Origin of the sequence: Pseudomonas sp. B34(2017) (genome assembly GCF_002112915.1) — a bacterium.
GTDB classification, from domain to species: Bacteria; Pseudomonadota; Gammaproteobacteria; order Pseudomonadales; family Pseudomonadaceae; genus Aquipseudomonas; species Aquipseudomonas pharyngis.
In genome coordinates this window covers 356,454-380,597 of record NZ_NEJA01000007.1, presented here as the reverse complement: position 1 = coordinate 380,597, position 24,144 = coordinate 356,454, and the positions used below count along the sequence as shown (strand labels likewise).

Annotated in this window: 21 protein-coding genes, 5 tRNA genes and 1 riboswitch; of the genes, 7 read left to right on the top strand and 19 right to left on the bottom strand. The window is 59.3% G+C overall.

Annotated features, from left to right (window positions below; translation table 11 throughout):
* Positions 1–25: 25 nt before the first annotated feature.
* Positions 26–1,396 (top strand): lysozyme inhibitor LprI family protein, encoded by a 1,371-nt coding sequence (locus tag CAF80_RS23350; protein ID WP_085668005.1) that lies wholly within the window; start codon positions 26–28, stop codon positions 1,394–1,396.
* A 75-nt stretch (positions 1,397–1,471) separates the two neighbouring features.
* Here the strand turns inward: CAF80_RS23350 and CAF80_RS23345 are convergent, their stop codons facing one another.
* Genes CAF80_RS23345 through CAF80_RS23335 form a run of 3 tightly spaced genes read right to left on the bottom strand, consistent with a single transcriptional unit; the run spans position 1,472 to position 5,061 of the window.
* A complete protein-coding gene (locus CAF80_RS23345) occupies positions 1,472–3,106 on the bottom strand; it encodes a GMC family oxidoreductase (RefSeq protein WP_039772094.1) in 1,635 nt (544 codons plus the stop codon).
* Complete coding sequence (locus CAF80_RS23340; protein ID WP_085668004.1) at positions 3,103–3,657, bottom strand: sugar dehydrogenase complex small subunit; 555 nt, start codon at positions 3,655–3,657, stop codon at positions 3,103–3,105. The genes CAF80_RS23345 and CAF80_RS23340 overlap by 4 nt, the downstream gene beginning before the upstream one ends.
* Positions 3,658–3,660: 3 nt before the next feature.
* A complete protein-coding gene (locus tag CAF80_RS23335; protein WP_085668003.1) occupies positions 3,661–5,061 on the bottom strand; it encodes a cytochrome c in 1,401 nt (466 codons plus the stop codon).
* 366 nt (positions 5,062–5,427) lie between these two features.
* Between CAF80_RS23335 and CAF80_RS23330 the strand changes: the two genes are divergently transcribed.
* Positions 5,428–7,068: a methyl-accepting chemotaxis protein gene (locus CAF80_RS23330; protein ID WP_085647364.1), complete on the top strand. Its 1,641-nt coding sequence runs from the start codon at positions 5,428–5,430 to the stop codon at positions 7,066–7,068.
* A gap of 55 nt (positions 7,069–7,123) precedes the next feature.
* On the opposite strand, the gene CAF80_RS23325 is transcribed toward CAF80_RS23330, so the two are convergent.
* A tRNA-Arg gene (locus tag CAF80_RS23325) sits at positions 7,124–7,200 on the bottom strand.
* A gap of 284 nt (positions 7,201–7,484) precedes the next feature.
* Between CAF80_RS23325 and CAF80_RS23320 the strand changes: the two genes are divergently transcribed.
* Positions 7,485–7,712 (top strand): hypothetical protein, encoded by a 228-nt coding sequence (locus tag CAF80_RS23320; protein ID WP_064598789.1) that lies wholly within the window; start codon positions 7,485–7,487, stop codon positions 7,710–7,712.
* A 20-nt stretch (positions 7,713–7,732) separates the two neighbouring features.
* Positions 7,733–7,912 carry a PA3371 family protein gene (locus CAF80_RS23315; protein ID WP_039772086.1) on the top strand — a complete coding sequence of 60 codons (180 nt, stop codon included), beginning with the start codon at positions 7,733–7,735 and terminating at the stop codon, positions 7,910–7,912.
* On the opposite strand, the gene phnN is transcribed toward CAF80_RS23315, so the two are convergent.
* A complete protein-coding gene (gene phnN / locus CAF80_RS23310) occupies positions 7,887–8,456 on the bottom strand; it encodes a phosphonate metabolism protein/1,5-bisphosphokinase (PRPP-forming) PhnN (protein WP_085668031.1) in 570 nt (189 codons plus the stop codon). The genes CAF80_RS23315 and phnN overlap by 26 nt on opposite strands.
* A 389-nt stretch (positions 8,457–8,845) precedes the next feature.
* Here phnN and CAF80_RS23305 point away from each other — a divergent pair, with 389 nt between their 5' ends.
* Positions 8,846–9,172, top strand: a complete 327-nt coding sequence (locus CAF80_RS23305) for an Arc family DNA-binding protein (protein WP_003178899.1) — start codon at positions 8,846–8,848, stop codon at positions 9,170–9,172.
* Positions 9,173–9,285: 113 nt separating this feature from the next.
* Here the strand turns inward: CAF80_RS23305 and mgtE are convergent, their stop codons facing one another.
* Positions 9,286–10,728 carry a magnesium transporter gene (gene mgtE, locus CAF80_RS23300; RefSeq protein WP_007960287.1) on the bottom strand — a complete coding sequence of 481 codons (1,443 nt, stop codon included), beginning with the start codon at positions 10,726–10,728 and terminating at the stop codon, positions 9,286–9,288.
* A 320-nt stretch (positions 10,729–11,048) separates the two neighbouring features.
* Between mgtE and CAF80_RS23295 the strand changes: the two genes are divergently transcribed.
* On the top strand, positions 11,049–11,567 hold the full coding sequence (locus tag CAF80_RS23295; RefSeq protein WP_039772082.1) for a SmpA/OmlA family hypothetical protein: 519 nt from the start codon (positions 11,049–11,051) through the stop codon (positions 11,565–11,567).
* A 19-nt stretch (positions 11,568–11,586) separates the two neighbouring features.
* On the opposite strand, the gene CAF80_RS23290 is transcribed toward CAF80_RS23295, so the two are convergent.
* The 8 genes from CAF80_RS23290 to ltaE all read right to left on the bottom strand — a co-directional run bounded on the left by CAF80_RS23290 (position 11,587) and on the right by ltaE (position 17,705).
* Positions 11,587–11,663: transfer RNA gene (locus CAF80_RS23290), tRNA-Arg, on the bottom strand.
* A gap of 72 nt (positions 11,664–11,735) precedes the next feature.
* A tRNA-Arg gene (locus CAF80_RS23285) sits at positions 11,736–11,812 on the bottom strand.
* Positions 11,813–11,884: 72 nt separating this feature from the next.
* Positions 11,885–11,961 (bottom strand) — tRNA-Arg (locus tag CAF80_RS23280).
* Positions 11,962–12,068: 107 nt separating this feature from the next.
* Positions 12,069–12,159, bottom strand: a tRNA-Ser gene (locus CAF80_RS23275).
* A gap of 62 nt (positions 12,160–12,221) precedes the next feature.
* Positions 12,222–12,410: a carbon storage regulator CsrA gene (gene csrA / locus CAF80_RS23270; RefSeq protein WP_002554426.1), complete on the bottom strand. Its 189-nt coding sequence runs from the start codon at positions 12,408–12,410 to the stop codon at positions 12,222–12,224.
* 187 nt (positions 12,411–12,597) lie between these two features.
* The gene (locus tag CAF80_RS23265; protein WP_007951048.1) at positions 12,598–13,839 is read right to left on the bottom strand and encodes an aspartate kinase; all 1,242 of its coding nucleotides are present in this window, start codon (positions 13,837–13,839) and stop codon (positions 12,598–12,600) included.
* A 90-nt stretch (positions 13,840–13,929) separates the two neighbouring features.
* Positions 13,930–16,554: an alanine--tRNA ligase gene (alaS, locus tag CAF80_RS23260; protein ID WP_085668002.1), complete on the bottom strand. Its 2,625-nt coding sequence runs from the start codon at positions 16,552–16,554 to the stop codon at positions 13,930–13,932.
* A gap of 146 nt (positions 16,555–16,700) precedes the next feature.
* Positions 16,701–17,705: a low-specificity L-threonine aldolase gene (gene ltaE, locus CAF80_RS23255; RefSeq protein WP_085668001.1), complete on the bottom strand. Its 1,005-nt coding sequence runs from the start codon at positions 17,703–17,705 to the stop codon at positions 16,701–16,703.
* 197 nt (positions 17,706–17,902) lie between these two features.
* Positions 17,903–18,074, top strand: a riboswitch (FMN riboswitch).
* 102 nt (positions 18,075–18,176) lie between these two features.
* Between ltaE and CAF80_RS23250 the strand changes: the two genes are divergently transcribed.
* Entirely contained in the window at positions 18,177–18,686 is a 510-nt protein-coding gene (locus CAF80_RS23250; RefSeq protein ID WP_039772077.1) for a 6,7-dimethyl-8-ribityllumazine synthase, read from the top strand.
* Positions 18,687–18,817: 131 nt separating this feature from the next.
* Here CAF80_RS23250 and astE read toward each other — a convergent pair whose 3' ends face one another.
* The 5 genes from astE to astA form a co-directional block, all read right to left on the bottom strand.
* Positions 18,818–19,828, bottom strand: a complete 1,011-nt coding sequence (gene astE, locus CAF80_RS23245) for a succinylglutamate desuccinylase (protein ID WP_007951052.1) — start codon at positions 19,826–19,828, stop codon at positions 18,818–18,820.
* Positions 19,829–19,839: 11 nt separating this feature from the next.
* The gene (locus tag CAF80_RS23240; protein ID WP_074688195.1) at positions 19,840–20,130 is read right to left on the bottom strand and encodes a topoisomerase II; all 291 of its coding nucleotides are present in this window, start codon (positions 20,128–20,130) and stop codon (positions 19,840–19,842) included.
* Positions 20,131–20,189: 59 nt separating this feature from the next.
* On the bottom strand, positions 20,190–21,536 hold the full coding sequence (astB, locus tag CAF80_RS23235) for an N-succinylarginine dihydrolase (RefSeq protein ID WP_064598800.1): 1,347 nt from the start codon (positions 21,534–21,536) through the stop codon (positions 20,190–20,192).
* Between the two features lie 73 nt (positions 21,537–21,609).
* Positions 21,610–23,079: a succinylglutamate-semialdehyde dehydrogenase gene (gene astD / locus CAF80_RS23230; protein WP_170844879.1), complete on the bottom strand. Its 1,470-nt coding sequence runs from the start codon at positions 23,077–23,079 to the stop codon at positions 21,610–21,612.
* Positions 23,076–24,101, bottom strand: a complete 1,026-nt coding sequence (astA, locus tag CAF80_RS23225) for an arginine N-succinyltransferase (RefSeq protein WP_027612638.1) — start codon at positions 24,099–24,101, stop codon at positions 23,076–23,078. Before astA ends, astD begins: the two co-directional genes overlap by 4 nt.
* Positions 24,102–24,144: the final 43 nt, after the last annotated feature.

The window sequence follows — 24,144 nt, the reverse complement described above, 5'->3', positions numbered from 1 at the left end:
ACCTTCCAATGGCAAAGGATTCATCGTGTACATCAAGGGACGCTACATCGTATCGGCCTGTGCGCTGCTGTTTTTTCAGCAGGCACTGGCGAGCGGAATGGACTGCACAAAGGCTGCGAGTGTTGTGGAGAAAGCGATTTGCGCGGACAAGCCGTTGTATGAGCTGGATGCGCAGATGGGGGCGGCTTATCGGAAGTTGATGAAAGCTGCCCCGGAGCAGGCCGAAGTGAAAAAGGCTCAGCGCCAGTGGCTCAGGGAGCGTGATGGATGTGGCGAGGAGGTCAGTTGCCTGAGCCAGCGTTATCAGGATCGTTTGCAGGTCTTGCACGCGCAGTGGATCGACGCGGTGGCCTACAAACCGGACGAGATCGATAAACAGGTCATGGAGGATCTGCAGCAGCGGGTTCGGGAGATGAGCAAGGAGAGTCCGGAGTTTGCGCTGGAGCGGGCGCTGGATTCTCTGACCCTTGGCTCCATCGGCAGCTCGTTTTCAGCCGAGCTGGATGAGGATGAGCAACCGCTCTTCCCCACGACCATCCCCAAAGATGTCACGCAAGACGAGTGGAAAGCACTGCAAGCATCCGACATCAAGGGAGCCGCAGAGTCCGGCCAAACCTCTTACACCCTGATGGATCTGGATGGGGACGGTCAGCGCGATCTCATCGTGGAAACCTACTCCGGCGGCACCGGGATGTTTCATTACACGGAAACCTGGCGTCGGAGTGACGGCAGATTTATCAGGAGAACTGCTGAGTTCGTCCCTCAGAACAGTAACGACAGCGTCCTTTTCTATACCAATGACCGCGGTGCCAATCAGGCCGTGTACCTGATCGGTGCTCGCGGAAAAATCTATTTCGCCTACCAGAACGGCAGCTACGGCGAAGATCAGGTCTATCTGCTCAATCCTCTGAAGGTCAACAGGCAAGTGCCGACAGTCAGCGTGCGCTATGACTACCAACTAACGGTTCCACACACTCAGTACATCGAGGACAGCGATAAAGCCTACGAACTGGAACCGTCCCTGCAGAAGTTGCTCGCCAAAGCTGTGACCGGTCTGGACGCAAATGCGGGGATGACGGGACAGCAGAAAAAACCGCTCTGTCCCATCCCGCAATCTGCCAAGGACATTGAGGAGTACTACGGCTACGGTGCGAGCTACTACGCAATCGAACCTGTCGCCGACTTCCCCGTGATCATTGGTGATGATTGTTATGTCGCACGACTGATCAACTGGTTCGGTACCTACGACGAAAAAAACGGTCTTCCTGCGGTACTGTTGATGCGCAAGCCGGAGTCCGAAGATCCGCAGCGCAGTTATTCAGTGAACGGGCGCCGACATATCACCCAGGTCAGCACGTCAGTCGGCAAAACCGAAGGCGGAGCTGATAATTTCTAAAGCTTCGCGCCTTTCGAAATACAAAAAAGCCCCACCAGATTTCTCTGCGTGGGGCTTTTCACTTCAGGGCGCTTCTCAGACCTCCGCCACCAACACATCGGCAATCCGAATACTCAATGCCGCACCTGTCAGCGTCGGGTTCACGCAGGAGGACGATGGCATGACGCTCGTGCCTGCGATGAACAGGTTCGAATGGTCGTGACTGCGGCAATCGCGGTCTACCACCGAGTCTTTCGGATCATCGCCCATGATGGTGGTGCCCATGATGTGCTGCCGATTCTGGAAGCCCGTGTCGGTGCTGAGGATGTCGGCGTCGAGCAGTTTTGCAAACTGCTTGAAGTCTTCCAGCGCCTTCTCTTTACCGGCGTGCCAGTAGTCGGGAACGCTGTAGTAGATCTCGGGAACCGGCAGACCGATGGCGTCGAACTTGGTCTTGCTCGGGGTGACCCGGTTTTCCGGCAGCGGCAAGGTTTCGAAATCGACGGCCCAGTTCAGGGAGCGCGCCGATTGCAGGCGGATCTGCTCATCGAGCTTCGAGCCCAGCACGCCTTTGGCAATCAGGTTCGAAGTGATCTGCGACGTCGGCACGGTGTTGCGCACCTTGATCTTGTAGCTCGGGTAATCGTTGCGAAACGCACCATCGCGGCTGTTCAGATAGACCAGCAATTGCGTCGGCCCTTCGCCCGGCCACATGTCTTCCTTGGTCATGACGTTCATGCTGATGCCGGTGTGGTCCATCAGGTTGCGCCCGACCTGATCCGAGGAGTTGGCAATCCCGTTCGGGTACTTTTCCGAGGTCGACATCAACAGCAGCTTCGGCGACTCGATACCGTACGCCGCCAGTACAAAGGCCCGGGCGGTCAGTTTGTGTTTGGACTTGTCGGGGCGCATGTACCAGATCGCGGTGATCTTGCCGTCGTCGCCCGCCTCGATCTTGTAGACGACAGAGTTGTCCAGCACCTTGGCGCCATGGCGCTCGGCTTCATCAATGTGCATCGAACCGTCGTACTTGGCTGCAATCGGGCACACCGGGTTGCAGTTGTTGTTGCCGGCACAGGGAGGCCGTTTGCCATAGGGGCGGGTCGCCCGGCCATTCGGCTCGAGGATCGGGTTATACCCGCCCTTGCTGAGCAATTCGGAAAGGCGCTTGAACATGTAGCTCGGTTTAAGGCCCTCCATCGGATAGGGAATCGAGCGCGGCGGATAGGCGTCCCCGCCCTGCCCGCTTTCGTCCTGGCCGTCGACACCGGAAACGCCCAGTTCGATTTCAGCCCGAGCGTAATACGGTTCCAGTTCGTCATAACTGATAGGCCAGTCACGACCACGGCCATACAGCGACTTGAGACGAAAATCGTTGGGCAGCATGCGCCACAGCGAGGAACCGAAGTGCCAGGTGGTGCCGCCCACCACACGCAAGTAAGAAGTGTTGTATTTCACTGGCCCTACCTGCTGCAAATAGTCGCCGTAGGTCGACGGCGCGTGAGGCAGGCTCGGATAGGGCGACCCCGCGCCCTGCAGCTTGGCATTGGCCAGCGAGAGTTTCACCGGGGCATTGCGGAATGTTTCCACCACATCACGGCGATTCACCCGGGGACCGGCCTCGAGCACGATCACCGACTTGTTCGCTTTGGCCAGGCCCGTGGCGATCAGACCGCCCATGACACCGGAACCGATGATCACCACATCGGCGTCGAATTGATCGCTGCTCATACTGTCGAGTCCTGAATGACTGCTGGTTTGGGACCCCATGAATCCGGGCCGCCACCGTAGGTTGGAATGATGAGAATGCCGTGAGTGGGCTGATACATCATGGCGAGGGAATAGCTGATCAACTCGGCATCCGCCGGCTCACCGACGACGCCCAGATACCAGGCGGAAATGATGCTGGTGGCCGTGGCCCGCAGCGACGGATCCGGATTCGGCTGCGCCAGGTATTCATCGACATGCTTGTAACCCTGTGCGCCGATCAATTGCTTCAAGGCAATCACGTTGGTCGAGAAATTCGGCGCGCGCTTGTCCAGCGCAGCGTAATAACGACCGGCCAGAACCGGATTGACCGCACGGCTGACCAGAAACTGCGACAGCGCAATGAAATCGTCACTCGAAACCTGCGCTGCCATCAACGATTGCCAAGGCAGCGCACTGCCGATCATCGCGGCCAGGCCCAGCGTCACGGAACCGCGCAACAGATTGCGGCGAGTGAGCCCGGCCGAGCTTTCGATTTGCGTTTTTTCGTGTTTGTGCGTCATTGAAGTGTCCATTACTCAAGCCTCCTTGCGCCGACGTGCAATCAAGGCCCATGCGCCCAGGCCCATCAACACGCACACGAGAATGATGACCGGGGTCGTAAACTTCGCCATTACTGCCAGCGGCGCCTGGGGCCCACCGTTGCGTACCTGTGCCACATCGGCGGCGGTGACAATCGTGTCGGCATTGCCGTAGCGCGACAGCACGTAGTTGCTGACGTCGGCAATCTGCTGGTCGTTCAGGCGGTCGGTGAACAGCGCGTCAGGGCCGAAACCCGGCATGTCGATGGCCACACCGTCGACTTCACGATGCACGCCGTACACGATGGTCGCGATCAGGTTGTCGCTGCGACTGGTGGCGGTGTTGTGAAACAGCGATGGGTATTCCCGCGTGCCTTGACCGTTCGGCTGATGGCAGTTGGCGCAAGTGCCACTGAATATGTGCCAGCCCGGGTTATCCCCCGGTTTGCCTCCGCGCAGCGTCAACTCATCGACCGAAGCCTGACCGTACTCGTGCCGGGCCTTGCTCTCCCCGGTCTTGATCGGCGTGGTCTGCAACAGATAGGCCGCGATGGCTTTGAGATCCACATCGCTCAGATGCTGCAGACTGTTCTCCACCGCCTCGGCCATTGGGCCTGCCGCCTGGGCCTTGCCCTCGACGTGACCGGTACGCAGATAGGCCACGATCTCGTCGCTCGACCAGGCACCGATGCCGCTGACTTTGTCGGAAGTGATATTGGGGGCATACCAACTGCCCAGTGATCCGCCGGCCAACGGTTTTGCGCTGTCGGCAGCCATCAGGACATTGCGCGGTGTATGGCAGGTATCGCAGTGAGCCAGGCCGTTGACCAGATAGTCGCCACGGTTGACCTCGGCAGACTTGGCCGGATCCGGCGTAAAGCGTGTTTTGCTGTGGAACAGCGCGTTCCAGCCAATCATCGATGCGCGGATATTGAACGGGAAATCCAGAGCGGTTTTCTGGTTCGGCGTATCGACCGGCGCTACTTCATGCATGAAGTAGTCGTAGAGCGCAGCAATGTCGCTGTCGGTCATCTTCGAATAGGAGGTGTAGGGCATCGCCGGGTAAAGCCGAGTGCCATCGGCCGCCACCCCGTCACGCACCGCACGGGCGAATTGCTCAGACGTGTAATTGCCGATGCCCGCCGTTTTCGAAGGCGTGATGTTGGTCGAGTAGATCGTGCCCATCGGTGAGCCGAGCGGATAGCCGCCCGCAAAAGCCTTGCCGCCTGGCGCCGTATGACAAGCCACACAGTCAGCGGCTACCGCCAGACGCTTGCCCGCCGAGGCCGTGCTGTCGAGCGTCTCGCCGTACGCGGTGCCAGCTATGGCGATCAGCAGCGTAACCAATCCGGCAGAGGCGTACCCCCTGCGTTTCCCTTTATCAATGCGACGCGACATGAGTCCTACCCTAGGCTGCTTCGTTCTTTTTTTTCACGGTTCTGGAAATCACGAACACAGCGTCCTCGTCATCTTGAGCGACAAGGACGAAGAGGTACGATGTCGTACGTATTTATTGGAATATTCCACACAATGTAACACTTGGCAACAAATAGAAAAGGCCAAGTGCCATCTTTTGTATGTATGTGCTGAATGCTCTAGAACGCTGGTTACAAGGGGGTTTAATGCGGAATATATTTAGATAAGAAACAACTGGTAACCCTACAGTTGTGGACTCCGCAGCCGAAAGATGTACGACGACAAGCCATTTGCTTACGAGCTGCGCTCGATATTGACCCGCCCCCACATGTCAGCAGGATGCCCCTTATGAGTTGGTTGAATGACGCAAGACTTTCCACGAAATTGATCACGGCCTTCGCGGCGTGCGCCTTCATCACCCTGGGGGTGGGCCTGCTGGGAAGCCGGGGAGTGACCGAACTCTCGACAAGCCTCAGATCGGTGTTCGGTAACAACCTCGTCGCCGTCGCCAACATTGCGCAGACCAAAATCAAGGCTGTCGGACAGACCCGTGACATGTATCGGCTTTACGTCGCCACTGCCGCCAACCTGCCCCAGAGCACCAAAGACGAATTTCTCGCCTCGATGAGCGCCAACCAGTTGGCGAGCGAAAAAGCCTTTGCCGAATACCGGAAAACCGAGCTTGCCGACGACGAACGTGCGGCGGGCGACCGGATGGAGAAAGCCTGGCCCGTTTACCAGGCGATCGTGCAAAGGTATCTGGGCCTGATGAAGGCCGGCGACCTGGAAAATGGCCGCGAACTGCTGCTCGGCGACCTGCAGAAAAACTATCGCGTCGTCATGGACGAATTGACCATCATGACCAACTCCAACGACATGCAGGTCAGCGAAGCCGCAAAACGATCGGTTCTGACGGAGTCCTCCGCCAAGACCTCGCTGTACATCGGCATCGTGCTGGCCTTCGTCGCGGCGATTTTGCTTGGCCTGTTCATCAGCCGACTGATCAGCCGCCCCATCTCCAAAGCCGTTGAAAGCGCCCGAAGCATCGCTGGGGGCGACTTGACTCAAAACATCGTCAGCACCGGCCGCGACGAGGCCGGCCAGTTGCTCACGGCCCTGGCCGAGATGCAGGGCAGTCTGAAAAGCACTATTCAGCAGATCGCCAGCGCGGCGGATCAACTGGCTTCCGCTGCCGAAGAACTCACCGCCGTCACAGACAATGGAAGCCGCGGACTGATTCGTCAGAACGACGAGATCCAGCAGGCAGCGACGGCTGTCACGGAAATGACCTCCGCCGTGGAGGAAGTTGCGCGCAATGCGGTATCCACCTCCGAGGCCTCCCAGACCACCAGCCGGGAAGCCAGTAACGGACGCGATCAAGCGCGAAACGCCGTTGCCGCGATCAACCATGCAACCACGGAAATCGCCACCTCCACCACCATGGTCAAGGATCTGGCGGAGAAAGTTCGAGACATCGGCAAAGTTCTCGATGTGATCCGGGGGATTGCCGAGCAAACCAATCTACTGGCGCTTAACGCCGCCATCGAGGCTGCGCGCGCGGGTGAGCAAGGTCGAGGTTTTGCCGTGGTCGCCGACGAGGTACGAGCCCTGGCGGCAAGAACCCAGGCTTCGACAGGGGAAATCGAAGGCATGATCAACGACGTTCGCAACAGTGCAGACGAAGCCGTCGGCGCCATGGGGAAAAGCCAGGCGCTGGTCAGCGAAACCCAGTCACTGGCGCAAGCGACCGGCCAGGCATTGGAGCTGATCGCCGACGGCATCTCGCAGATCAATGATCGCAACCTCGTCATCGCCACAGCCTCGGAAGAACAGGCACACGTAGCTCGGGAAGTGGACCGAAATCTGGTCAACATCCAGGATCTCTCCACCCAGACGGCGGCAGGCGCGCATCAGACCAGCGCCTCGACCCAGGAACTGTCCAACCTGGCGGCGTCGTTCAACACCCTGGTCAGTCGCTTCCGCTTGTAAACTCGCGACAAAAAAAGCCCCGCCAGATCACTCTGCGCGGGGCTTTTTCAATAGATGGTGTCCCAGGGCAGGTTCGAACTGCCAACCTTCCCCTTAGGAGGGGGATGCTCTATCCAATTGAGCTACTGGGACACAAATCTGTCGGTGCGACAGACGGCGTGCATGTTAACGGCCGGGCCCTGTTTTGTCATGTCGTCCGCAGGGCTTTTTAAGTGTAGGCAGGCGCCTTGCAAGGGTGCCGGACGTTTTACCGTGCAATTTGCATCGCCGCAAAAAGCCACCATTGCAAAATGCAATGCGGCACATCCGAAAAACCCTGCTAAATGCTTGTTTTTAAAGGACTTAACAGCGGTTAGACTATTGGCACGACGGCTGCTTTACCGGTTCTTATACAAGAACAATCGGAGACTCGTCTCATGAACAGCGCCCTCGTGTTCGCAAATGCAATCGCATTGGCCGTTCTGGTCGGCTTTCACTTCGCCCCCGCGGATAACGAAAAAGTGGCCGGACGCATGCCGCACTACCTGCAAGTGCAGAAGGCGCCGCAATGGGCGGTGTTGAGCGATAAGAGCTTTGCCCCGCAAGCAGTCAGCGAGTCTGAACAGGCGTTGCCGACGCATTCGACTGAACGTCTGGTTTTTTGAAATATCTTCAGGAGTACAGCATGTCCAAGTCAGCTGCAGGATTTCTGATCCTCGCCTTATTGAGTGGCCTCGGGCATTTTTCGCTGTTCGAGGAAACCGAAATATCCCTGGCCCTGATCGGTTGCGGCGTCTTTTCGGCGCTGTTCGTATTGGCACTGGTGGCCGGGCGCAAGATCAAGTTTGATCCGGTATTGCGCTGAACCTGACCAGCTCCAGTAGATGATTGACTGCATCGGCCAGAGCGCCCGAGTTGTCGATCAGGTGCACAGGACTATCAGTTGAACGCCTGTCCTTGAACAGCGTATTGCGCGCCAGCCTCGCATCGATCTGGTCAAGCGTCTCCCGGCCACGCCGGAGCAGGCGCTCACGCAGAACATCCTCCCGAACTGTCAGCAACACCGGCACCAAAGTCGGGTAACTTTCCAGCGCTTGTCGAAGGTTTGCCCGAGAGCCGTTTACCAGGACGTGTTTGCCGGTTTTCAGCCATTGATCCATTTCCACCGGAATGCCGTAGGCGAGACCGTTAGCCTGCCACGCCAGTGAAAACTCGCCGGCACGCTGACGTCGCTCGAACTCCTGCGGCGCCACACCGATTGCATCCTCACCCACGGATTCGGCCGAACGGGTGATCACTCGCCTGATGATTTCGCAGTTCAACGCCCTTAAAGGCTCACGCGCTGCCTCGATCAGACTGTCCTTGCCGGAGCCGGAAGGTCCCATGAGGTAAATCAGCCTGCCATCCATCCTGAAAACGCCCTCCGGCGGACATTTGCCCCTAGTAAATCGGCCATTTGCCACTATCCTGTACAAGGTAAGGAACAACGATTCAACCTGCATAGCATGCACGTTCTGACGTCTTCGGGCATCAGACGACGTGTTTCAGGACGCGGTCAGCAATACGGGCAGATGCTTTCTTTTCAAACCAGTCCGCATTTCTGATAATTGGTGCTGGCATTACGCCTTTACCCGGATCAATATTTGTCACAGAATTGACGCCAATGATCTGGCAATTTTGAGGCATGATGCGCGCCTCTTAACAATTCAGGTTGAACCATTTGGCGCGGATGCTTGTCCTAGAACACATCCTGCGGCCAATCCCGAGAACCGCTCCCCTGAACTAACCGGTTAAATATATGCGCCCATTGAAACAGGCAATTTATTCCAGCCGTACGGCTGACAAGTTCGTCGTACGTCTGCCAGACGGAATGCGTGAACGCATTGCCGAGGTGGCTCGCAATCATCATCGCAGCATGAACTCCGAGATCATTGCGCGCCTTGAGCAGAGTCTTATTCAGGAAGGTGCACTGGGCGAAGAGCTGAGCATGCGCCTGGACAGCCCGGAGCTGTCGCTGCACGAACGCGAGTTGCTGCAACGCTTCCGCCAACTCTCCCATCGCCAGCAGAACGCACTGGTTTCTCTGATCGCCCACGACGCCGAAATGGCCGCAGACGCATCCTGAGCCACACCGAACACCTCAAGCCAGCATGAATGCTGGCTTTTTTTTGCCCGCAATTCGGCTTTTCATGGACGAAAAAAAGCCCGCCAATCGGCGGGCTGTTTCAATACTGTCGGTCAGAGCAGGAAGATCGTCGCCAACCCCAGGAAGATGAAGAAGCCACCACTGTCGGTCATGGCCGTGATCATCACGCTGGCGCCCATCGCCGGATCGCGCCCCATCTTGGCCAGGGTCATCGGGATCAACACCCCCATCAACGCTGCCAGCAGCAGGTTCAATGTCATGGCGGCCGTCATGACCACACCCAGCGACCAGCTGCCATAGAGCAAGTAAGCGACCACACCGATCACCCCGCCCCAGACCAAACCGTTGATCAACGCAACGGCCAGCTCTTTGCGCATCAGGCGCGAGGTATTGCCGGTGCTGACCTGATCGAGGGCCATAGCGCGAACGATCATGGTAATCGTCTGGTTGCCGGAGTTACCGCCGATGCCCGCCACGATCGGCATCAGCGCTGCCAAGGCCACCAGCTTCTCGATCGAACCTTCGAACAGGCCGATCACCCGCGATGCGACGAACGCCGTGATCAGGTTGATCGCCAGCCACGCCCAACGGTTGCGCAGGGACTTCCAGACGGAGGCGAAGATGTCTTCCTCTTCACGCAGACCCGCCATATTGAGGACTTCGCTTTCGCTCTCCTCACGAATCAGGTCGACCATTTCGTCGATGGTCAGACGGCCGATCAGCTTGCCGTTCTTGTCGACCACCGGGGCCGAGATCAAGTCGTAACGTTCGAACGCCTGAGCGGCGTCGTAGGCGTCTTCGTCCGGGTGAAAACTCACCGGGTCACTCGCCATGACTTCGGAAACCTGTTTCTCCGGATCATTGACCAGCAAACGCTTGATCGGCAGCACGCCCTTGAGCACACCGTCGTAATCGACCACGAACAGTTTGTCGGTATGGCCCGGCAGCTCTTTCAGACGACGCAGGTAACGCAGAACCACTTCAAGACTGACATCCTCACGGATGGTCACCATCTCGAAGTCCATCAGCGCACCGACCTGCTCCTCGTCATAGGAGAGAGCCGAACGCACACGTTCGCGTTGCTGCTGGTCCAGAGTCTCCATCAGCTCATGGACGACGTCTCGCGGCAGCTCGGAGGCCAGGTCAGCAAGTTCGTCGGCATCCATGTCCTTGGCGGCAGCCAGGAGCTCGTGATCGTCCATGTCGGCGATCAGCGTTTCACGGACGGAATCGGATACTTCGAGAAGAATGTCGCCGTCGCGATCGGCCTTGACCAGTTGCCAGAGCGTCAGACGATCGTCCAGCGGCAGGGCTTCAAGAATGTAGGCGACGTCGGCGGAGTGCAGATCATCGAGCTTGCGTTGCAGCTCGACGAGGTTTTGCCGGTGGACCAGGTTCTCGACCCGATCATGATGCGGGCCTTCCTGGCGATGAGTCAGGTCTTCGACGACCCGCTGGCGCTGCAGCAGCTCGACGACCTGAGCCAGGCGATCCTGCAGGCTTTCCTGTGTTTTCTTTACTTCGATTTCGGACATAGGCGAACTCCACTCCCAGCAGCGGGGCACGCCGGAAGGATCAATCAGTCAATTCATGATTGGTAAAACGGGTTACTGAATAACTACTGGGTAAGTCCATGGAGGTTTTCCATAAGCCCCGGCGGGGCTGACGGGCGCAATGATACACCGCCTGACGGTTTTAAACGTTAAAAAATCGTGGCTGAAACAAGCGCTTGCGAGACAAAGCTAAGCACTGTCCTGATCCTTCACACTGCGACGACTCATTCTGAAAAGAAAACACACCGGCGCTGAAAAAACTGCCAGCTACGCTTGAGAAGGATCGTCATGGAGGACGCCGAATGCCATCGAAAACATCCCGATTCATGCTGACCGCCCTGCTCTGCCTGCCCACCATCGGGAGCGCAACGACACTTCATCGCTGCGAAGCTTCCGATGGCAGCGTCACGTTCACCACATTGAGCTGCGCGAACGATGAGCACCTTTCATTGCAGGAAGTTCACCCCTACTCCCCTGGCTCGACAGTCACCCTGATACCCGAAGCCCGGCATGAAGAAATATCCGGTATGAATATCAGAAAGCGAGAAATGGCCGTCGTCGGGCGCACCCAGGACAAATGCGGAGATCTGATCGACGCGCGACAAAAGCGTGAAGCAATCATCAATCAACGAATCATCGCCGGCATGAGCCAACAGGATGTTGAAAGCGCTTTGGGCAAACCCGACAAGGTGAGCATCCGCAATTCGGCAACGAGTTATCGTTACGACCTCAAGCGAGGGCGCAGTGCTCAAATCGATTTTGATGAAAAAGGATGCGTGACAGGAAAAGCCAAATCCAGGACAGCAAAAAGCCCGCGTTAAACGCGGGCTTTTCGGTATATGGTGCACTCGACAGGATTCGAACCTGTGACCGCTCGGTTCGTAGCCGAGTACTCTATCCAGCTGAGCTACGAGTGCAATTTGTGTTTTTAGACCAGACCACAACTGGCTGTAACCAAGTTATCTGCATTGCTGCAATTAACTCTTAAATGGTGCACTCGACAGGATTCGAACCTGTGACCGCTCGGTTCGTAGCCGAGTACTCTATCCAGCTGAGCTACGAGTGCATTTTGTGTTTTTAGACCAGATCACAACTGGTTGAAGCCGAGTCATTTACATCGCTGTAATTGACTCTTAAATGGTGCACTCGACAGGATTCGAACCTGTGACCGCTCGGTTCGTAGCCGAGTACTCTATCCAGCTGAGCTACGAGTGCATTTGTTGCGCCGCATTATAGCCCGTCTAATCTCTATTCCAACCACTTTTTCTAATAAATTCAACAACTTACAGAAAAAGCCAGATTACAACGTACTAAGCAAATAATGGCGGAGAACGGGGGATTCGAACCCCCGACACCCTTTTGAGGTGTACTCCCTTAGCAGGGGAGCGCCTTCGGCCACTCGGCCAGCTCTCCGCAACACGGGGCGTATATTAACCACCTTCTTCCCCGTTTGCAAACATAAAAATCGATAAAAATTAATGGCTTGGTTCTTCGTCCTTCTCTTTCTTTATACGCAGATAGATTTCTTCACGGTGCACGGCCACCTCTTTCGGGGCATTGACGCCGATACGCACTTGATTTCCTTTGACGCCGAGCACGGTCACGGTGATTTCGCCATCACCGATAATCAGGCTTTCTGCGCACCGACGAGTCAGAATCAGCATACCTTTCTCCTCACGCGAATCATTTCAGGGACAACAGTCTGCAAAAAAAAGGCACCCGACCTACAACCGGAGCGATCGTAGCCCTACATGCCTGAGTATTGACCAGCGCGAGCAAAAGAACAGTTCGGGGGCTCGCGCCATTCAAAAAATAAAGGGCGCGGTCAGACCGCGCCCTTCAGACAACGCATCACTCGCCCTGACGGGCCGGAGCGTCGAGCTCGAAAGCCGTGTGCAGGGCGCGCACGGCCAGTTCCAGGTACTTCTCTTCGATCACCACGGAAACCTTGATTTCCGAGGTCGAGATCATCTGGATGTTGATGCTTTCCTTTGCCAGGGATTCAAACATGCGGCTGGCCACGCCTGCGTGGGAACGCATGCCGACGCCGACGATCGAGACTTTGGCAATCTTGGTGTCACCCACCACTTCACGGGCACCGATCTCGCGAGCGGTGTTTTCCAGCACGGTTTGCGCGGACTGGTAGTCGTTGCGGTGCACGGTGAAGGTGAAGTCGGTGGTGTTATCGTGCGCGACGTTCTGCACGATCATGTCGACTTCGATGTTCGCGGCACTGATCGGGCCGAGAATCTTGAACGCCACGCCCGGGGTGTCTGGCACGCCACGGATGGTCAGCTTGGCTTCATCGCGGTTGAAAGCGATGCCGGAAATGATCGGCTGTTCCATGGTTTCCTCTTCATCAATAGTAATGAGGGTGCCCGGACCCTCCTTGAAGCTGTGCAGTACGCGCAGCGGAACGTTGTACTTGCCGGCGAATTCCACCGCGCGGATCTGCAGCACCTTGGAACCGAGGCTGGCCATTTCCAGCATCTCTTCGAAGGTGATCTTGTCCAGACGCTGAGCAACCGATACCACGCGCGGGTCAGTGGTATAGACACCATCGACGTCGGTGTAGATCTGGCACTCATCAGCCTTCAGCGCAGCGGCCAGCGCCACGCCGGTGGTGTCGGAACCGCCACGACCCAGGGTCGTGATGTTGCCGTGCTCGTCGACGCCCTGGAAACCGGCGACCACCACCACGCGACCTGCTTTCAGGTCACCGCGAATCTTCTGGTCATCGATCTGCAAGATACGCGCTTTATTGTGCGCGCTGTCCGTCAGGATCCGCACCTGGTTGCCGGTGTACGACACCGCCGGCACACCGCGCTTGATCAGCGCCATGGCCAACAGGGCGATCGTCACCTGCTCACCGGTGGAAACGATCACGTCCAGTTCACGCGGAACCGGTTGATCTTCGCCACTGATTTGCTTGGCCAGATCGATCAGACGGTTGGTCTCGCCGCTCATTGCAGACAGCACAACCACCAGGTCATCGCCGGCATCGCGGAATTTCTTAACCTTGTCGGCGACCTGCTCGATTCTCTCGACAGTGCCGACCGAGGTGCCTCCAAATTTCTGTACGATCAAAGCCATTTCAAAGCCGCCTCTGCCCATGAAGGGCGCCCAATAATCACTCGAACAGCCGCCGGGCCCGCCACTAGACTGCGGGCCCGACGGGCCGTCTTATAAACCCTGCTCGACGAATGGAACGGTCAGCGCCAGTGCGCCATCCAGTGCGCCGGCGTCGACACCGCCGCCCTGCGCCATGTCCGGACGACCACCGCCCTTCCCGCCCACTGCCGCAGCAGCCTGTTTCATCAAATCACCGGCTTTGAGTTGGCCAGTCAGGTCCTTGGTTACACCTGCAACCAGTACGACCTTTTCCTCATGGACACTGCCGAGCAGGATCACTGCGCGGCCGAGTTTGTTTTTCAGCTGATCGACCAGCGCCAGCAGCGCCTTGCCGTCCTGACCATCCAGACGCACGGCCAGCACTTTCACGCCCTTGACGTCCACAGCCGAAGCCGACAGATCGTCGCCGGCAGCGGCAGCGGCCTTGGCCTGCAACTGCTCGAGCTGCTTTTCAAGCGCACGGTTGCGCTCCAGCACCGCCGACAGCTTGTCGATCAGGTTGTCGCGGCTGCCCTTGACCAGGCTGGCCGCTTCCTTGAGTTGTTCTTCAGCAGCGTTCAAGTAAGCCAGCGCCGCAGCGCCAGTGACCGCTTCGATACGACGCACGCCCGATGCCACACCGCCTTCGCTGATGATTTTCAGCAGGCCGATGTCGCCGGTACGGTTGGCGTGGATACCGCCGCACAGCTCGACGGAGAAATCACCGCCCATGCTCAGCACGCGCACGTTGTCGCCGTACTTCTCGCCGAACAGCGCCATCGCGCCTTTCTGCTTGGCGGTTTCGATGTCGGTTTCTTCGGTTTCAACGGCGGAGTTCTTGCGGATCTCGGCGTTGACGATGTCTTCCAGCGCCTTGATCTGCTCAGGCTTGATCGCTTCGAAGTGACTGAAGTCGAAACGCAGGCGCTGACTGTCGACCAGCGAGCCCTTCTGTTGAACGTGGTCGCCCAGCACTTTGCGCAGCGCAGCGTGCAGCAAGTGAGTGGCCGAGTGGTTCAGCGAAGTGGCGTGACGCACGTCGGCCTCGACGTGGGTTTCCACCGGTGCGCCAACGATCAGGCTGCCCGACGCCAGTACACCGTGGTGCAGGAACGCGCCGCCGGTCTTGGTGGTGTCGCGCACGTCGAAACGGCTGTTGCCGGCCTGCAGGTAACCGCAATCGCCGACCTGGCCGCCGGATTCGGCGTAGAACGGCGTTTGGTTCAGCACCACAACGCCTTCCTGCCCTTCACTCAAGACGTCCACGGACTGGCCATCTTTATAGAGAGCAACGACTTTCGCCGAACCGCTGGTGGCGTGATAACCGGTGAACTCGGTGTCGACGTCAACCTTGACCAGGCTGTTGTAGTCCAGACCGAACGAGCTGGCGGAACGTGCACGGACGCGCTGGGCTTCCATTTCACGCTCGAAGCCGGCTTCGTCGATGGTCAGGCTGCGCTCGCGGGCGATGTCTGCGGTCAGGTCCATCGGGAAACCGTAGGTGTCGTAGAGTTTGAACACCACGTCGCCCGGCACCACATCGCCTTTGAGTTCGGCCAGATCCTGCTCGAGGATTTTCAGGCCCTGCTCCAGGGTCTTGGCGAATTGCTCTTCTTCGGCTTTCAGTACGCGTTCGATGTGCGCCTGCTGGGATTTCAGTTCCGGGAACGCTTCGCCCATCTCGGCCACGAGAGCGGCAACGATCTGGTAGAAGAAGCTGCCCTTGGCGCCCAGCTTGTTACCGTGACGGCAGGCGCGACGGATGATCCGGCGCAGCACATAACCGCGACCTTCGTTGGACGGCAGTACGCCGTCGGCAATCAGGAAGCCGCAGGAACGGATGTGGTCCGCCACGACTTTCAGGGACGCCTGGTTGTCGTTGCTGCAGCCGATGGTCTTGGCCGATGCGGCCAGCAGGCTCTGGAACAGGTCGATTTCATAGTTCGAGTGAACGTGCTGCAACACGGCACTGATCCGCTCAAGACCCATGCCGGTGTCCACCGACGGGGCTGGCAGCGGGTGCAACACGCCATCGGCGGTGCGGTTGAACTGCATGAACACGTTGTTCCAGATTTCGATGTAACGGTCGCCGTCTTCTTCCGGCGAGCCCGGTGGGCCGCCCCAGATGTCGGCGCCGTGATCGTAGAAAATCTCGGTGCAAGGACCGCACGGGCCGGTATCGCCCATGGTCCAGAAGTTGTCGGAGGCGTAAGGCGCGCCCTTGTTGTCGCCGATGCGCACCATGCGCTCGGCCGGCACACCGACTTCCTTGGTCCAGATGTCGTAGGCCTCGTCATCGCTGGCGTAGACGGTGACCCACAGTTTTTCCTTCGGCAGGTTCAACCACTTCTCGGAGGTCAGGAAGTTCCAGGCGTAGGTGATGGCATCACGCTTGAAGTAGTCGCCGAAGCTGAAGTTACCCAGCATTTCGAAGAAGGTGTGGTGACGGGCGGTGTAACCGACGTTTTCCAGGTCATTGTGCTTGCCGCCGGCGCGCACGCATTTCTGGCTGGAGACGGCGCGGGTGTACGCGCGCTTTTCCTGGCCCAGGAAGCAGTCCTTGAACTGGTTCATCCCCGCGTTGGTGAACAGCAGGGTGGGGTCGTTGCCCGGAATCAAAGAGCTGGAGGCTACACGGGTGTGACCTTGCTCTTCGAAGAAGCGAAGGAAGGCTTCACGGATTTCTGCGCTTTTCATTAGGTTCTTCCACGGAGGCTGCGGCCAAAGGCCTGTACGAAACGTCAACAGACGAAACGACGGCAAAGGGCCGCATTATATCGGCCCTGCGCGCGGGGTACAGCGTGTTTATACGATAGAAACGGTCAATTGGGCCGCTAACGCTGTCACTTGCGCGAAAACTCGACGAATGTCGCGATCACTTGCTCGATTTGCGAGCGATTGACGTCCATGTGCGTGACCATCCGCAGCCGGGCGGCAGCGCTCAACTTGATCCCGCGCTCGGCGGCAAATGCCTTGATCGCCTCGGCACGGTCGCCCATCTGCACGTAAACCATGTTGGTCTGCACCGGCTCGACACTGAAACCGGCCTCGCGCAGGCCTTCGGCCAGCAACTGCGCGTTGGCATGGTCGTCGGCCAGACGCTCCACATTGTGATCCAGCGCATACAGCCCCGCCGCCGCCAGCAGTCCGGCCTGACGCATGCCGCCACCGACCATTTTGCGCAGGCGCCGGGCCTTTGCAATCAACGCCGACGAACCGCACAGCACCGAACCGACCGGCGCGCCGAGGCCTTTGGACAGGCACACCGAGACCGAATCGAAATACTGGGTGATTTCCCGAGCATCGACTCCGAGCTTGACCGCCGCGTTATACAGCCGCGCGCCGTCCAGATGCAGTTGCAGGCCATTGTCCTGAGTGAACTGACGGGCCCGGGCCAGATAGTCCAGCGGCAGCACTTTGCCCTGCATGGTGTTTTCCAGCGCCAGCAGGCGGGTGCGGGCGAAGTGGAAGTCATCAGGCTTGATCGCCGCTGCCGCCTGATCCAGGTCCAGCGAGCCATCGGCCTGCACTTCCAGCGGCTGCGGCTGGATCGAACCGAGCACCGCTGCGCCGCCGCCCTCGTACTTATAGGTGTGCGCCTGCTGGCCGACGATGTACTCGTCACCGCGCTCGCAGTGCGCCATCAAGCCCAAAAGGTTGCTCATGGTGCCGGTCGGGACAAACAGCGCGGCGGCGAAACCCAGTCGTTTTGCCAGTTCCGCTTCCAGACGATTGACCGTCGGATCTTCGCCATACACGTCATCGCCGGTGTCGGCGCGGGTCATCGCGTCGAGCATGGCGGGGGTCGGTTGAGTGACGGTGTCGCTGCGAAGATCAATAACGCTCATGAACCTGGCCTCAAGTCAGCAGGGAAAATCCCTTTTCGAAGACGAATTACTGCGGGCATGGCGCGGATTAATCAACCCTTGCGCAAGGAAAAGTCGTTTTCACGCTTCGAATAATCAGATGGCAATCATCACAAAGGCGCAATGCACGGCCTGGCAATCTGTGTTAAAAACGCTGCGCCGCCCGATAAAGGGCGGCGAAACGTTCTCAGGGCGGGGTGCAATTCCCCACCGGCGGTAATTGCGCGCAATGCGCATAGCCCGCGAGCGCTTGGTGACGGACACGGCAAAAGCCGTGAGCGGCGGCAAGGTCAGCAGACCCGGTGTGATTCCGGGGCCGACGGTCACAGTCCGGATGAAGAGAGAACGGGATTGACGCCAAAGGGCCGTCCGCCGTGTATGCGCGAGCGTGCGTACCCTTGAATCCCTTTCAATTCATAACGCCCTGTTTTTCACACAAACAGGAGTCAGAACATGCAACCCACCGCTATCGACAGCAAAAGCAAACACCCTCACGGCGAGCGCGTCGCGTTCATCCAGGCCTGCTGGCACAAGGAAATTGTCGACCAGAGCCGTAAAGGCTTCCTCGCCGAAATGATCGCTCAGGGCTATCAGGAATCGGACATCGATTTCTTTGAAGTCGGCGGCGCCTTTGAAATGCCCCTGCACGCCAAGCTGCTGGCCAAGACCGGTCGTTATGCCGGTATCGTCGCGGCGGCCCTGGTGGTGGACGGCGGGATCTACCGTCACGAGTTCGTCGCCCAGTCGGTGGTCAGCGGCCTGATGCAGGTGCAGCTGGAAACCGAAGTGCCGGTGTTCTCGGTGTCGCTGACCCCGCACCACTTCCATGCCGGCGAAGAGCACCAGAAGTTCTTCTTCGAGCATTTCGTGCACAAGGGTCAGGAAGCGGCGAAGACCTGCGCCGATACGCTGCAGAAGGTGCGAGCGTTGCGCCGCACCGAGCCGCGTGCTGTAGCGGTCTGACCCCACAATGATCGTTCCCACGTCGAGGCGTCGAACAGTCTGCGTGGGAACGCCTCAATGGACGCTCTGCGTCCGCTTTGGGACGCGGAGCGTCCCGGGCTGCATTCCCACGCGCAGCGTGGGAACGATCATCAGGCAAGATTTTCGTCAGTGGTCGGCACGATCAGAATGCCCGCTCGCAGGCCGTTCTTGACCTTGGGATTGGGGAAGATGATCCGTGCGCCCTGCTCTTCGATGATCCAGCGGGTATTGGCCAGATCTTCGGCCAGCACATAACCCACATCCAGTTCCGAAAAGTTTTCGATGTCCGCCGGCAGGTTCAGCCGGAACGCATCGCTGTGCTTGATGATTTCCCGGGCCACGCTGAACAGTTGCAGACCGTCCAGGCCCTGCTCGGCCATCTCCGGTTCGGTGCCTTCGATGATCTGCTTCAGGCGGGTTTCCAGCAGCGACACATTGACCCCGGCGTTCTGCCCGAATGGCCGCGCCTTGCCCAGTTCCAGGGTGAAGGACTCGGCCCCGAGCTTGTCGTAGGTGTAGGAACTGAACACGATCGACGGTTTGTTCTGCAGCAGCACCGCTTCCATGCCGGCGGCGCGCAGGCGGGCCAGTTCAAGACGGGAATGCTGGCGACCCTCCTTCCACGGATACAAAGCGAACTGCTCGATCTTCGAACCGCGAATCGCCGTGTGCAGGTCGTAGTGCAGGCGCTGACGATCAGGCAGGCTGAAGAAACTTGCCGCCAGCCGTTCCAGCTCGCAGGCACGCAGGGCTTCGGAACCGCTGCTTTGTTCGTGACGGCCATTGAACAGCCGATTGACGTCCTGCTCGACGAAACGCTCGCCCTTGCGAATCGCTTCCGGGTTGCCGAACAGGAACAGAATACGTGCGCGCGGCTTCAGATCGCCGCGAGCGATGTCATGCAGCAGCCGGTCGAGCAGTTCGATCGGTGCCGTTTCATTGCCGTGGATGCCTGCCGACAGCAGCAGGTCCAGGCCATTGTCGCGCGCTTCGGGTGGCCGGACTTCCAGCGCCCCCTCGCTCAACCAGCGCATGCGCACGCCTTCGACAGTCAGTTGAGTCTTCTCCGCCGGTTCGCGGCCGGCGAGGGTCAGTTCAAGCAGTTTGCCGAGGGCGAGCATAGAGCGTTTCCTTAGTGGTCGTGATTGCAATCCGGGCCGTGCACGTGGCCTTCATCGTCACCGAGGTCAGCCGGTTCCATCTCCAGTTGCAGACTTACCAGATTAGTCGCCAATGGGCGCAACAGCAGGTTGGCGTACTCTTCGTCGCCCTCTTCGACGTCCACGCCGATCAACAGTTGGCCGCGGCCGTCCTGCTGGATCCACAGCTCTTTGCCTTGCCACATGACCGCGACGCGGGTGCAGGAAGTTTGCAGTTGCGTGCCGTCAGTGTCTTCAAGGATCAGCTGCAGGGAATCGCTCATGTTTTACGCTCTCTTGGGGAGATGGAACCGTTCGCCGCGACGAGGCGGAGTATCGGTCATCAATTGATCTGGAATGGATAAACCGCGCCCAGTTTAAGGATTTGCGTCAGTTCATCCAGTGCCGTCCGGCATTCAAGCAGCAACTGCGGATCCGCCAGATCGCTTTCGGTCAGGCGGTCGCGGTAGTGCTTTTCAACCCATGCGGTCAACGAACCGTACAACGGGGCGGTCATGATAACCCCTGGGTTGACGGCCGCCAGCTCGGTTTCGTTGAGCGCGACGCGCAGACGCAGGCACGCCGGGCCACCGCCGTTCTGCATGCTTTGCTTGAGGTCGAAGACTTTCACTTCACGGATCAGGCCGCCGGAGCTGGTCAGGCCTTGCAGGTAATTCCATACGCGCTCGTTGCCACGGCACTCTTCCGGCACGATCAGCAGCATCGAACCGTCAGGGCGCGACAGCAACTGACTGTTGAACAGGTAGGAACGCACCGCGTCATCCACGGTGACCGCCGAACGCGGCACGCAGACCGACTGGAACTTGCCGCCGACCTTGGCCAGTTTGGCTTGCAGTTCGGCCAGCATCTGATCGGTGTCGAGGAACGCGTCCTCGTGATAGAACAGCACCTCGCCGTTGCCCACCGCGATCACGTCGTTGTGGAACACGCCCTGATCGATCACCGCCGGGTTCTGCTGCGCGTAGACCACGCCGTCGTCACGCAGGCCGTGCAAACGAGCGACTGCTTGCGACGCTTCGAGGGTCTGGCGCGCCGGATACTTTTGCGGTGCCGGATAGCGGGTGTCGAACGCACTGCGACCGAACACGAAGAACTCAACGCCAGCCTCGCCGTACTCACGGCAGAAACGCGTGTGGTTCGCTGCGCCTTCGTCACCGAATTGCGCCACCGCCGGCAACGCGGCGTGGTGAGCGAAGTGTTGCTGGTTGGCGAACATCGCGCCCAGCACGCGACTGGTGGTCGGGTGCTCGATGCTGCGGTGATATTTGCAGTTCAGGTTGGCGGCGGTGAAGTGCACGCGACCATCAGCGGTGTCGGCACTCGGGCTGACCGTGGCGGCGTTGGCCACCCACATGCTCGACGCCGAGCAACTGGCGACCAGCAGCGGCATCGCTTCTTTGGCGGCGCGCTCGATCACCTGAGCGTCGGTGCCGCTGAAACCCAGGCGGCGCAGAGCAGCCACATCCGGGCGCTCCTGCGGTGCGAGCACGCCCTGCTGAAAGCCCATTTCCATCAGCGCTTTCATTTTCGCCAGGCCTTGCAGCGCCGCTTCCTTCGGGTTCGAAGACTGCTGGCTGTTGCTCTGGGACGCAACGTTGCCGTAGGACAGACCACCGTAGTTATGGGTCGGCCCCACTAGACCGTCAAAATTGACTTCATAGGATTTCATCAGCGAGGCTCCACGAGAATCTGTTTTTATAGGCATCAAATAACAATCGAGTGCAATCGAGGCGCGACGCGCCTCACACCATCTTCACGCCAGGCGTCAGGGCCGCCGGCAACACCAGGCTCGGGGTTTCCAGCGAGGCCACCGGGTACGCGCAGTAATCCGCCGCGTAGTAGGCGCTGGCGCGATGGTTGCCCGAAGCGCCGACACCGCCGAACGGTGCGCTGCTCGCGGCACCCGTCAGTTGCTTGTTCCAGTTGACGATCCCGGCACGGCTTTCCAGCCAGAACTGCTGGTAGCGCTGTTCGGAATCCGACAGCAGGCCAGCGGCCAGGCCAAACGCGGTGTTGTTGGCTTCGGCAATCGCGGCTTCGAAATCGGTGTAGCGAATCACTTGCAGCAGCGGACCGAACAGTTCTTCGTCGGAACGATCGGCAACCGCCGTCACATCAACGATGCCCGGAGTCAGCAGCGCCGACTGCGCCTGCGGCTGAGTCATCGCCAGCAACGACACCGCACCATTGGCCAGCAGATGCGCCTGGGCATCCATCAAGGCTTTTGCCGCGCCAAGGGAAACCACCGAGCCCATGAACGGCGCCGGCTGCTGGTCGAACGCGCCGACCTCGATGGTCGAGCTGACTTCCACCAGACGCTTGAGCAAGCTGTCGCCCCACGCGCCTTCCGGCACCAGCAGACGCCGGGCGCAAGTGCAACGCTGACCGGCGGAAATGAACGCCGACTGAATGATCGTGTACACCGCTGCGTCGAGGTCGGCGACCTGATCGACCACCAGCGGATTGTTGCCGCCCATTTCCAGCGCGAGGATCTTGTCCGGACGACCTGCGAACTGCTGGTGCAGGTGATTGCCGGTACGGCTCGAACCGGTAAAGAACAGACCGTCGATGCCCGGGTTCGCTGCCAGAGCGATCCCGGTTTCGCGGGCGCCTTGCAGCAGGTTCAGGACACCGGCCGGCAGACCGGCTTCGATCCAGCACTTGACCGTCAGCTCGGCGACTTTCGGGGTCAGTTCGCTTGGCTTGAACAGCACGCTGTTACCGGCCAGCAGCGCCGGCACGATGTGGCCGTTCGGCAAATGGCCAGGGAAGTTGTAAGGGCCGAACACCGCGACCACGCCGTGGGGCTTGTGGCGCAATACGGCGGTGGCGTCGCCCAACGGGCCGCTCTTCTCGCCGGTACGTTCGCGGTAGCTCTGCACCGAGATCGCGATCTTGTTGACCATGCTGGTGACTTCGGTCGCGGCTTCCCACAGCGGCTTGCCGGTTTCCTCACCGATGGTGCGGGCCAGTTCGTCAGCGTGATTTTTCAGTGCAGCGGCGAACGCTTCGAGCACGCTGATGCGATCTTCCAGGGTACGCCGGGCCCAGCTTGGGAATGCCTGACGCGCAGCCTGCACGGCCGACTCGACCTGAGCGGCGGTGGCGCCCTCCCCCGACCACAGCACTTGCTGGGTCACCGGGTTCAACGATTGAAAGGCCTCGCCCTGACCGGCCAGCCACTCACCTGCGATGTATAGCGAATTCATTATTTCGACTCCCGGGCAGCGGACAACGCCACGGCGCGAACCTGATCGCCAGCGTTGAGTTGAAGACGTTTGGCGGTCAGCGGATCGACCACCAGGGTGCCGGCGGCCAGACGGGCCGGCGCAGCCGTGATGCGGCAATCTTCGCGTTTGCGGTTATGGATGATGAACGGCGTGGCGTCGTCGCCCGGCGTGCCGATGGCCAGCACCAGCGCCTCGCTGTCACGCACCGCGCGGATCTTGCTGGTCTCGCACTCGATGGCCGGGCCGGCGTCGAAGATGTCGACGTAACCCTGATAGCTGAAGCCTTCGCTCTTGAGCATTGCCAGCGCAGGCTCAGTATCCGGGTGCACCTGGCCGATGACGTTGCGCGCGTCCGGCGACAAGAAGCAGGTGTACAGCGGGAATTTCGGCATCAGTTCGGCGATGAACGCCTTGTTGCCGACGCCGGTCAGGTAATCGGCCTGACTGAATTCCATCTTGAAGAAGTGACGGCCCAGGCTTTCCCAGAATGGCGAACGGCCGGCTTCATCGGATACACCGCGCATCTCGGCAATGATCTTGTTGCCGAACAGCTCCGGGAATTCGGCGATGAACAGCATCCGCGCCTTGGACAGCATGCGGCCGTTGAGGCCGGTGCGGTAATCGGCGTGCAGGAACAGCGAGCACAGCTCGGAGTTGCCGGTCAGGTCGTTGGCCAGGAACAGCGTCGGGATCTCGCGATAGATGTTCAGCTCCTGCGAGGCGCTGACGGTCAGGCCGACGCGGAAGTTGTACCAAGGCTCGCGCAGACCGACGGCGCCGGCGATGGCGGAAATCCCCACCACGCGACCGTTGTCGTCTTCGAGCACGAACAGGTAGTCCGCGTCGCCACGGCCGGCTTCACCGCGAAAGGTCTTCTCGGCCCAGCCGACCCGGTGGGTCAGGCGCTCTTCGTTGGCCGGCAAGGTGGTCAGGCCGGTGCCGGTGCTGCGGGCCAGGTCGATCAGAGCGGACAAATCGCTGCTGCGTACGGGACGAACAATCATGCTATCTCCTCAAACGGGCCGCCGTGGCCACCCGTGAAACTCG

Excerpts from the sequence above, each read along its gene's own strand:
- alaS (WP_085668002.1), bottom strand. The coding sequence starts at position 16,554 with ATGAAAAGCGCAGAAATCCGTGAAGCCTTCCTTCGCTTCTTCGAAGAG.
- CAF80_RS23250 (WP_039772077.1), top strand. The coding sequence starts at position 18,177 with ATGCAACCCACCGCTATCGACAGCAAAAGCAAACACCCTCACGGCGAG.
- astA (WP_027612638.1), bottom strand. The coding sequence starts at position 24,101 with ATGATTGTTCGTCCCGTACGCAGCAGCGATTTGTCCGCTCTGATCGAC.
- CAF80_RS23320 (WP_064598789.1), top strand. The coding sequence starts at position 7,485 with ATGAACAGCGCCCTCGTGTTCGCAAATGCAATCGCATTGGCCGTTCTG.
- CAF80_RS23295 (WP_039772082.1), top strand. The coding sequence starts at position 11,049 with ATGCCATCGAAAACATCCCGATTCATGCTGACCGCCCTGCTCTGCCTG.
- CAF80_RS23305 (WP_003178899.1), top strand. The coding sequence starts at position 8,846 with ATGCGCCCATTGAAACAGGCAATTTATTCCAGCCGTACGGCTGACAAG.
- mgtE (WP_007960287.1), bottom strand. The coding sequence starts at position 10,728 with ATGTCCGAAATCGAAGTAAAGAAAACACAGGAAAGCCTGCAGGATCGC.
- astE (WP_007951052.1), bottom strand. The coding sequence starts at position 19,828 with ATGCTCGCCCTCGGCAAACTGCTTGAACTGACCCTCGCCGGCCGCGAA.
- CAF80_RS23265 (WP_007951048.1), bottom strand. The coding sequence starts at position 13,839 with ATGGCTTTGATCGTACAGAAATTTGGAGGCACCTCGGTCGGCACTGTC.
- phnN (WP_085668031.1), bottom strand. The coding sequence starts at position 8,456 with ATGGATGGCAGGCTGATTTACCTCATGGGACCTTCCGGCTCCGGCAAG.
- CAF80_RS23330 (WP_085647364.1), top strand. The coding sequence starts at position 5,428 with ATGAGTTGGTTGAATGACGCAAGACTTTCCACGAAATTGATCACGGCC.
- CAF80_RS23315 (WP_039772086.1), top strand. The coding sequence starts at position 7,733 with ATGTCCAAGTCAGCTGCAGGATTTCTGATCCTCGCCTTATTGAGTGGC.
- CAF80_RS23335 (WP_085668003.1), bottom strand. The coding sequence starts at position 5,061 with ATGTCGCGTCGCATTGATAAAGGGAAACGCAGGGGGTACGCCTCTGCC.
- ltaE (WP_085668001.1), bottom strand. The coding sequence starts at position 17,705 with ATGAGCGTTATTGATCTTCGCAGCGACACCGTCACTCAACCGACCCCC.
- CAF80_RS23345 (WP_039772094.1), bottom strand. The coding sequence starts at position 3,106 with ATGAGCAGCGATCAATTCGACGCCGATGTGGTGATCATCGGTTCCGGT.
- CAF80_RS23240 (WP_074688195.1), bottom strand. The coding sequence starts at position 20,130 with ATGAGCGATTCCCTGCAGCTGATCCTTGAAGACACTGACGGCACGCAA.
- CAF80_RS23340 (WP_085668004.1), bottom strand. The coding sequence starts at position 3,657 with ATGGACACTTCAATGACGCACAAACACGAAAAAACGCAAATCGAAAGC.
- csrA (WP_002554426.1), bottom strand. The coding sequence starts at position 12,410 with ATGCTGATTCTGACTCGTCGGTGCGCAGAAAGCCTGATTATCGGTGAT.
- astB (WP_064598800.1), bottom strand. The coding sequence starts at position 21,536 with ATGAAATCCTATGAAGTCAATTTTGACGGTCTAGTGGGGCCGACCCAT.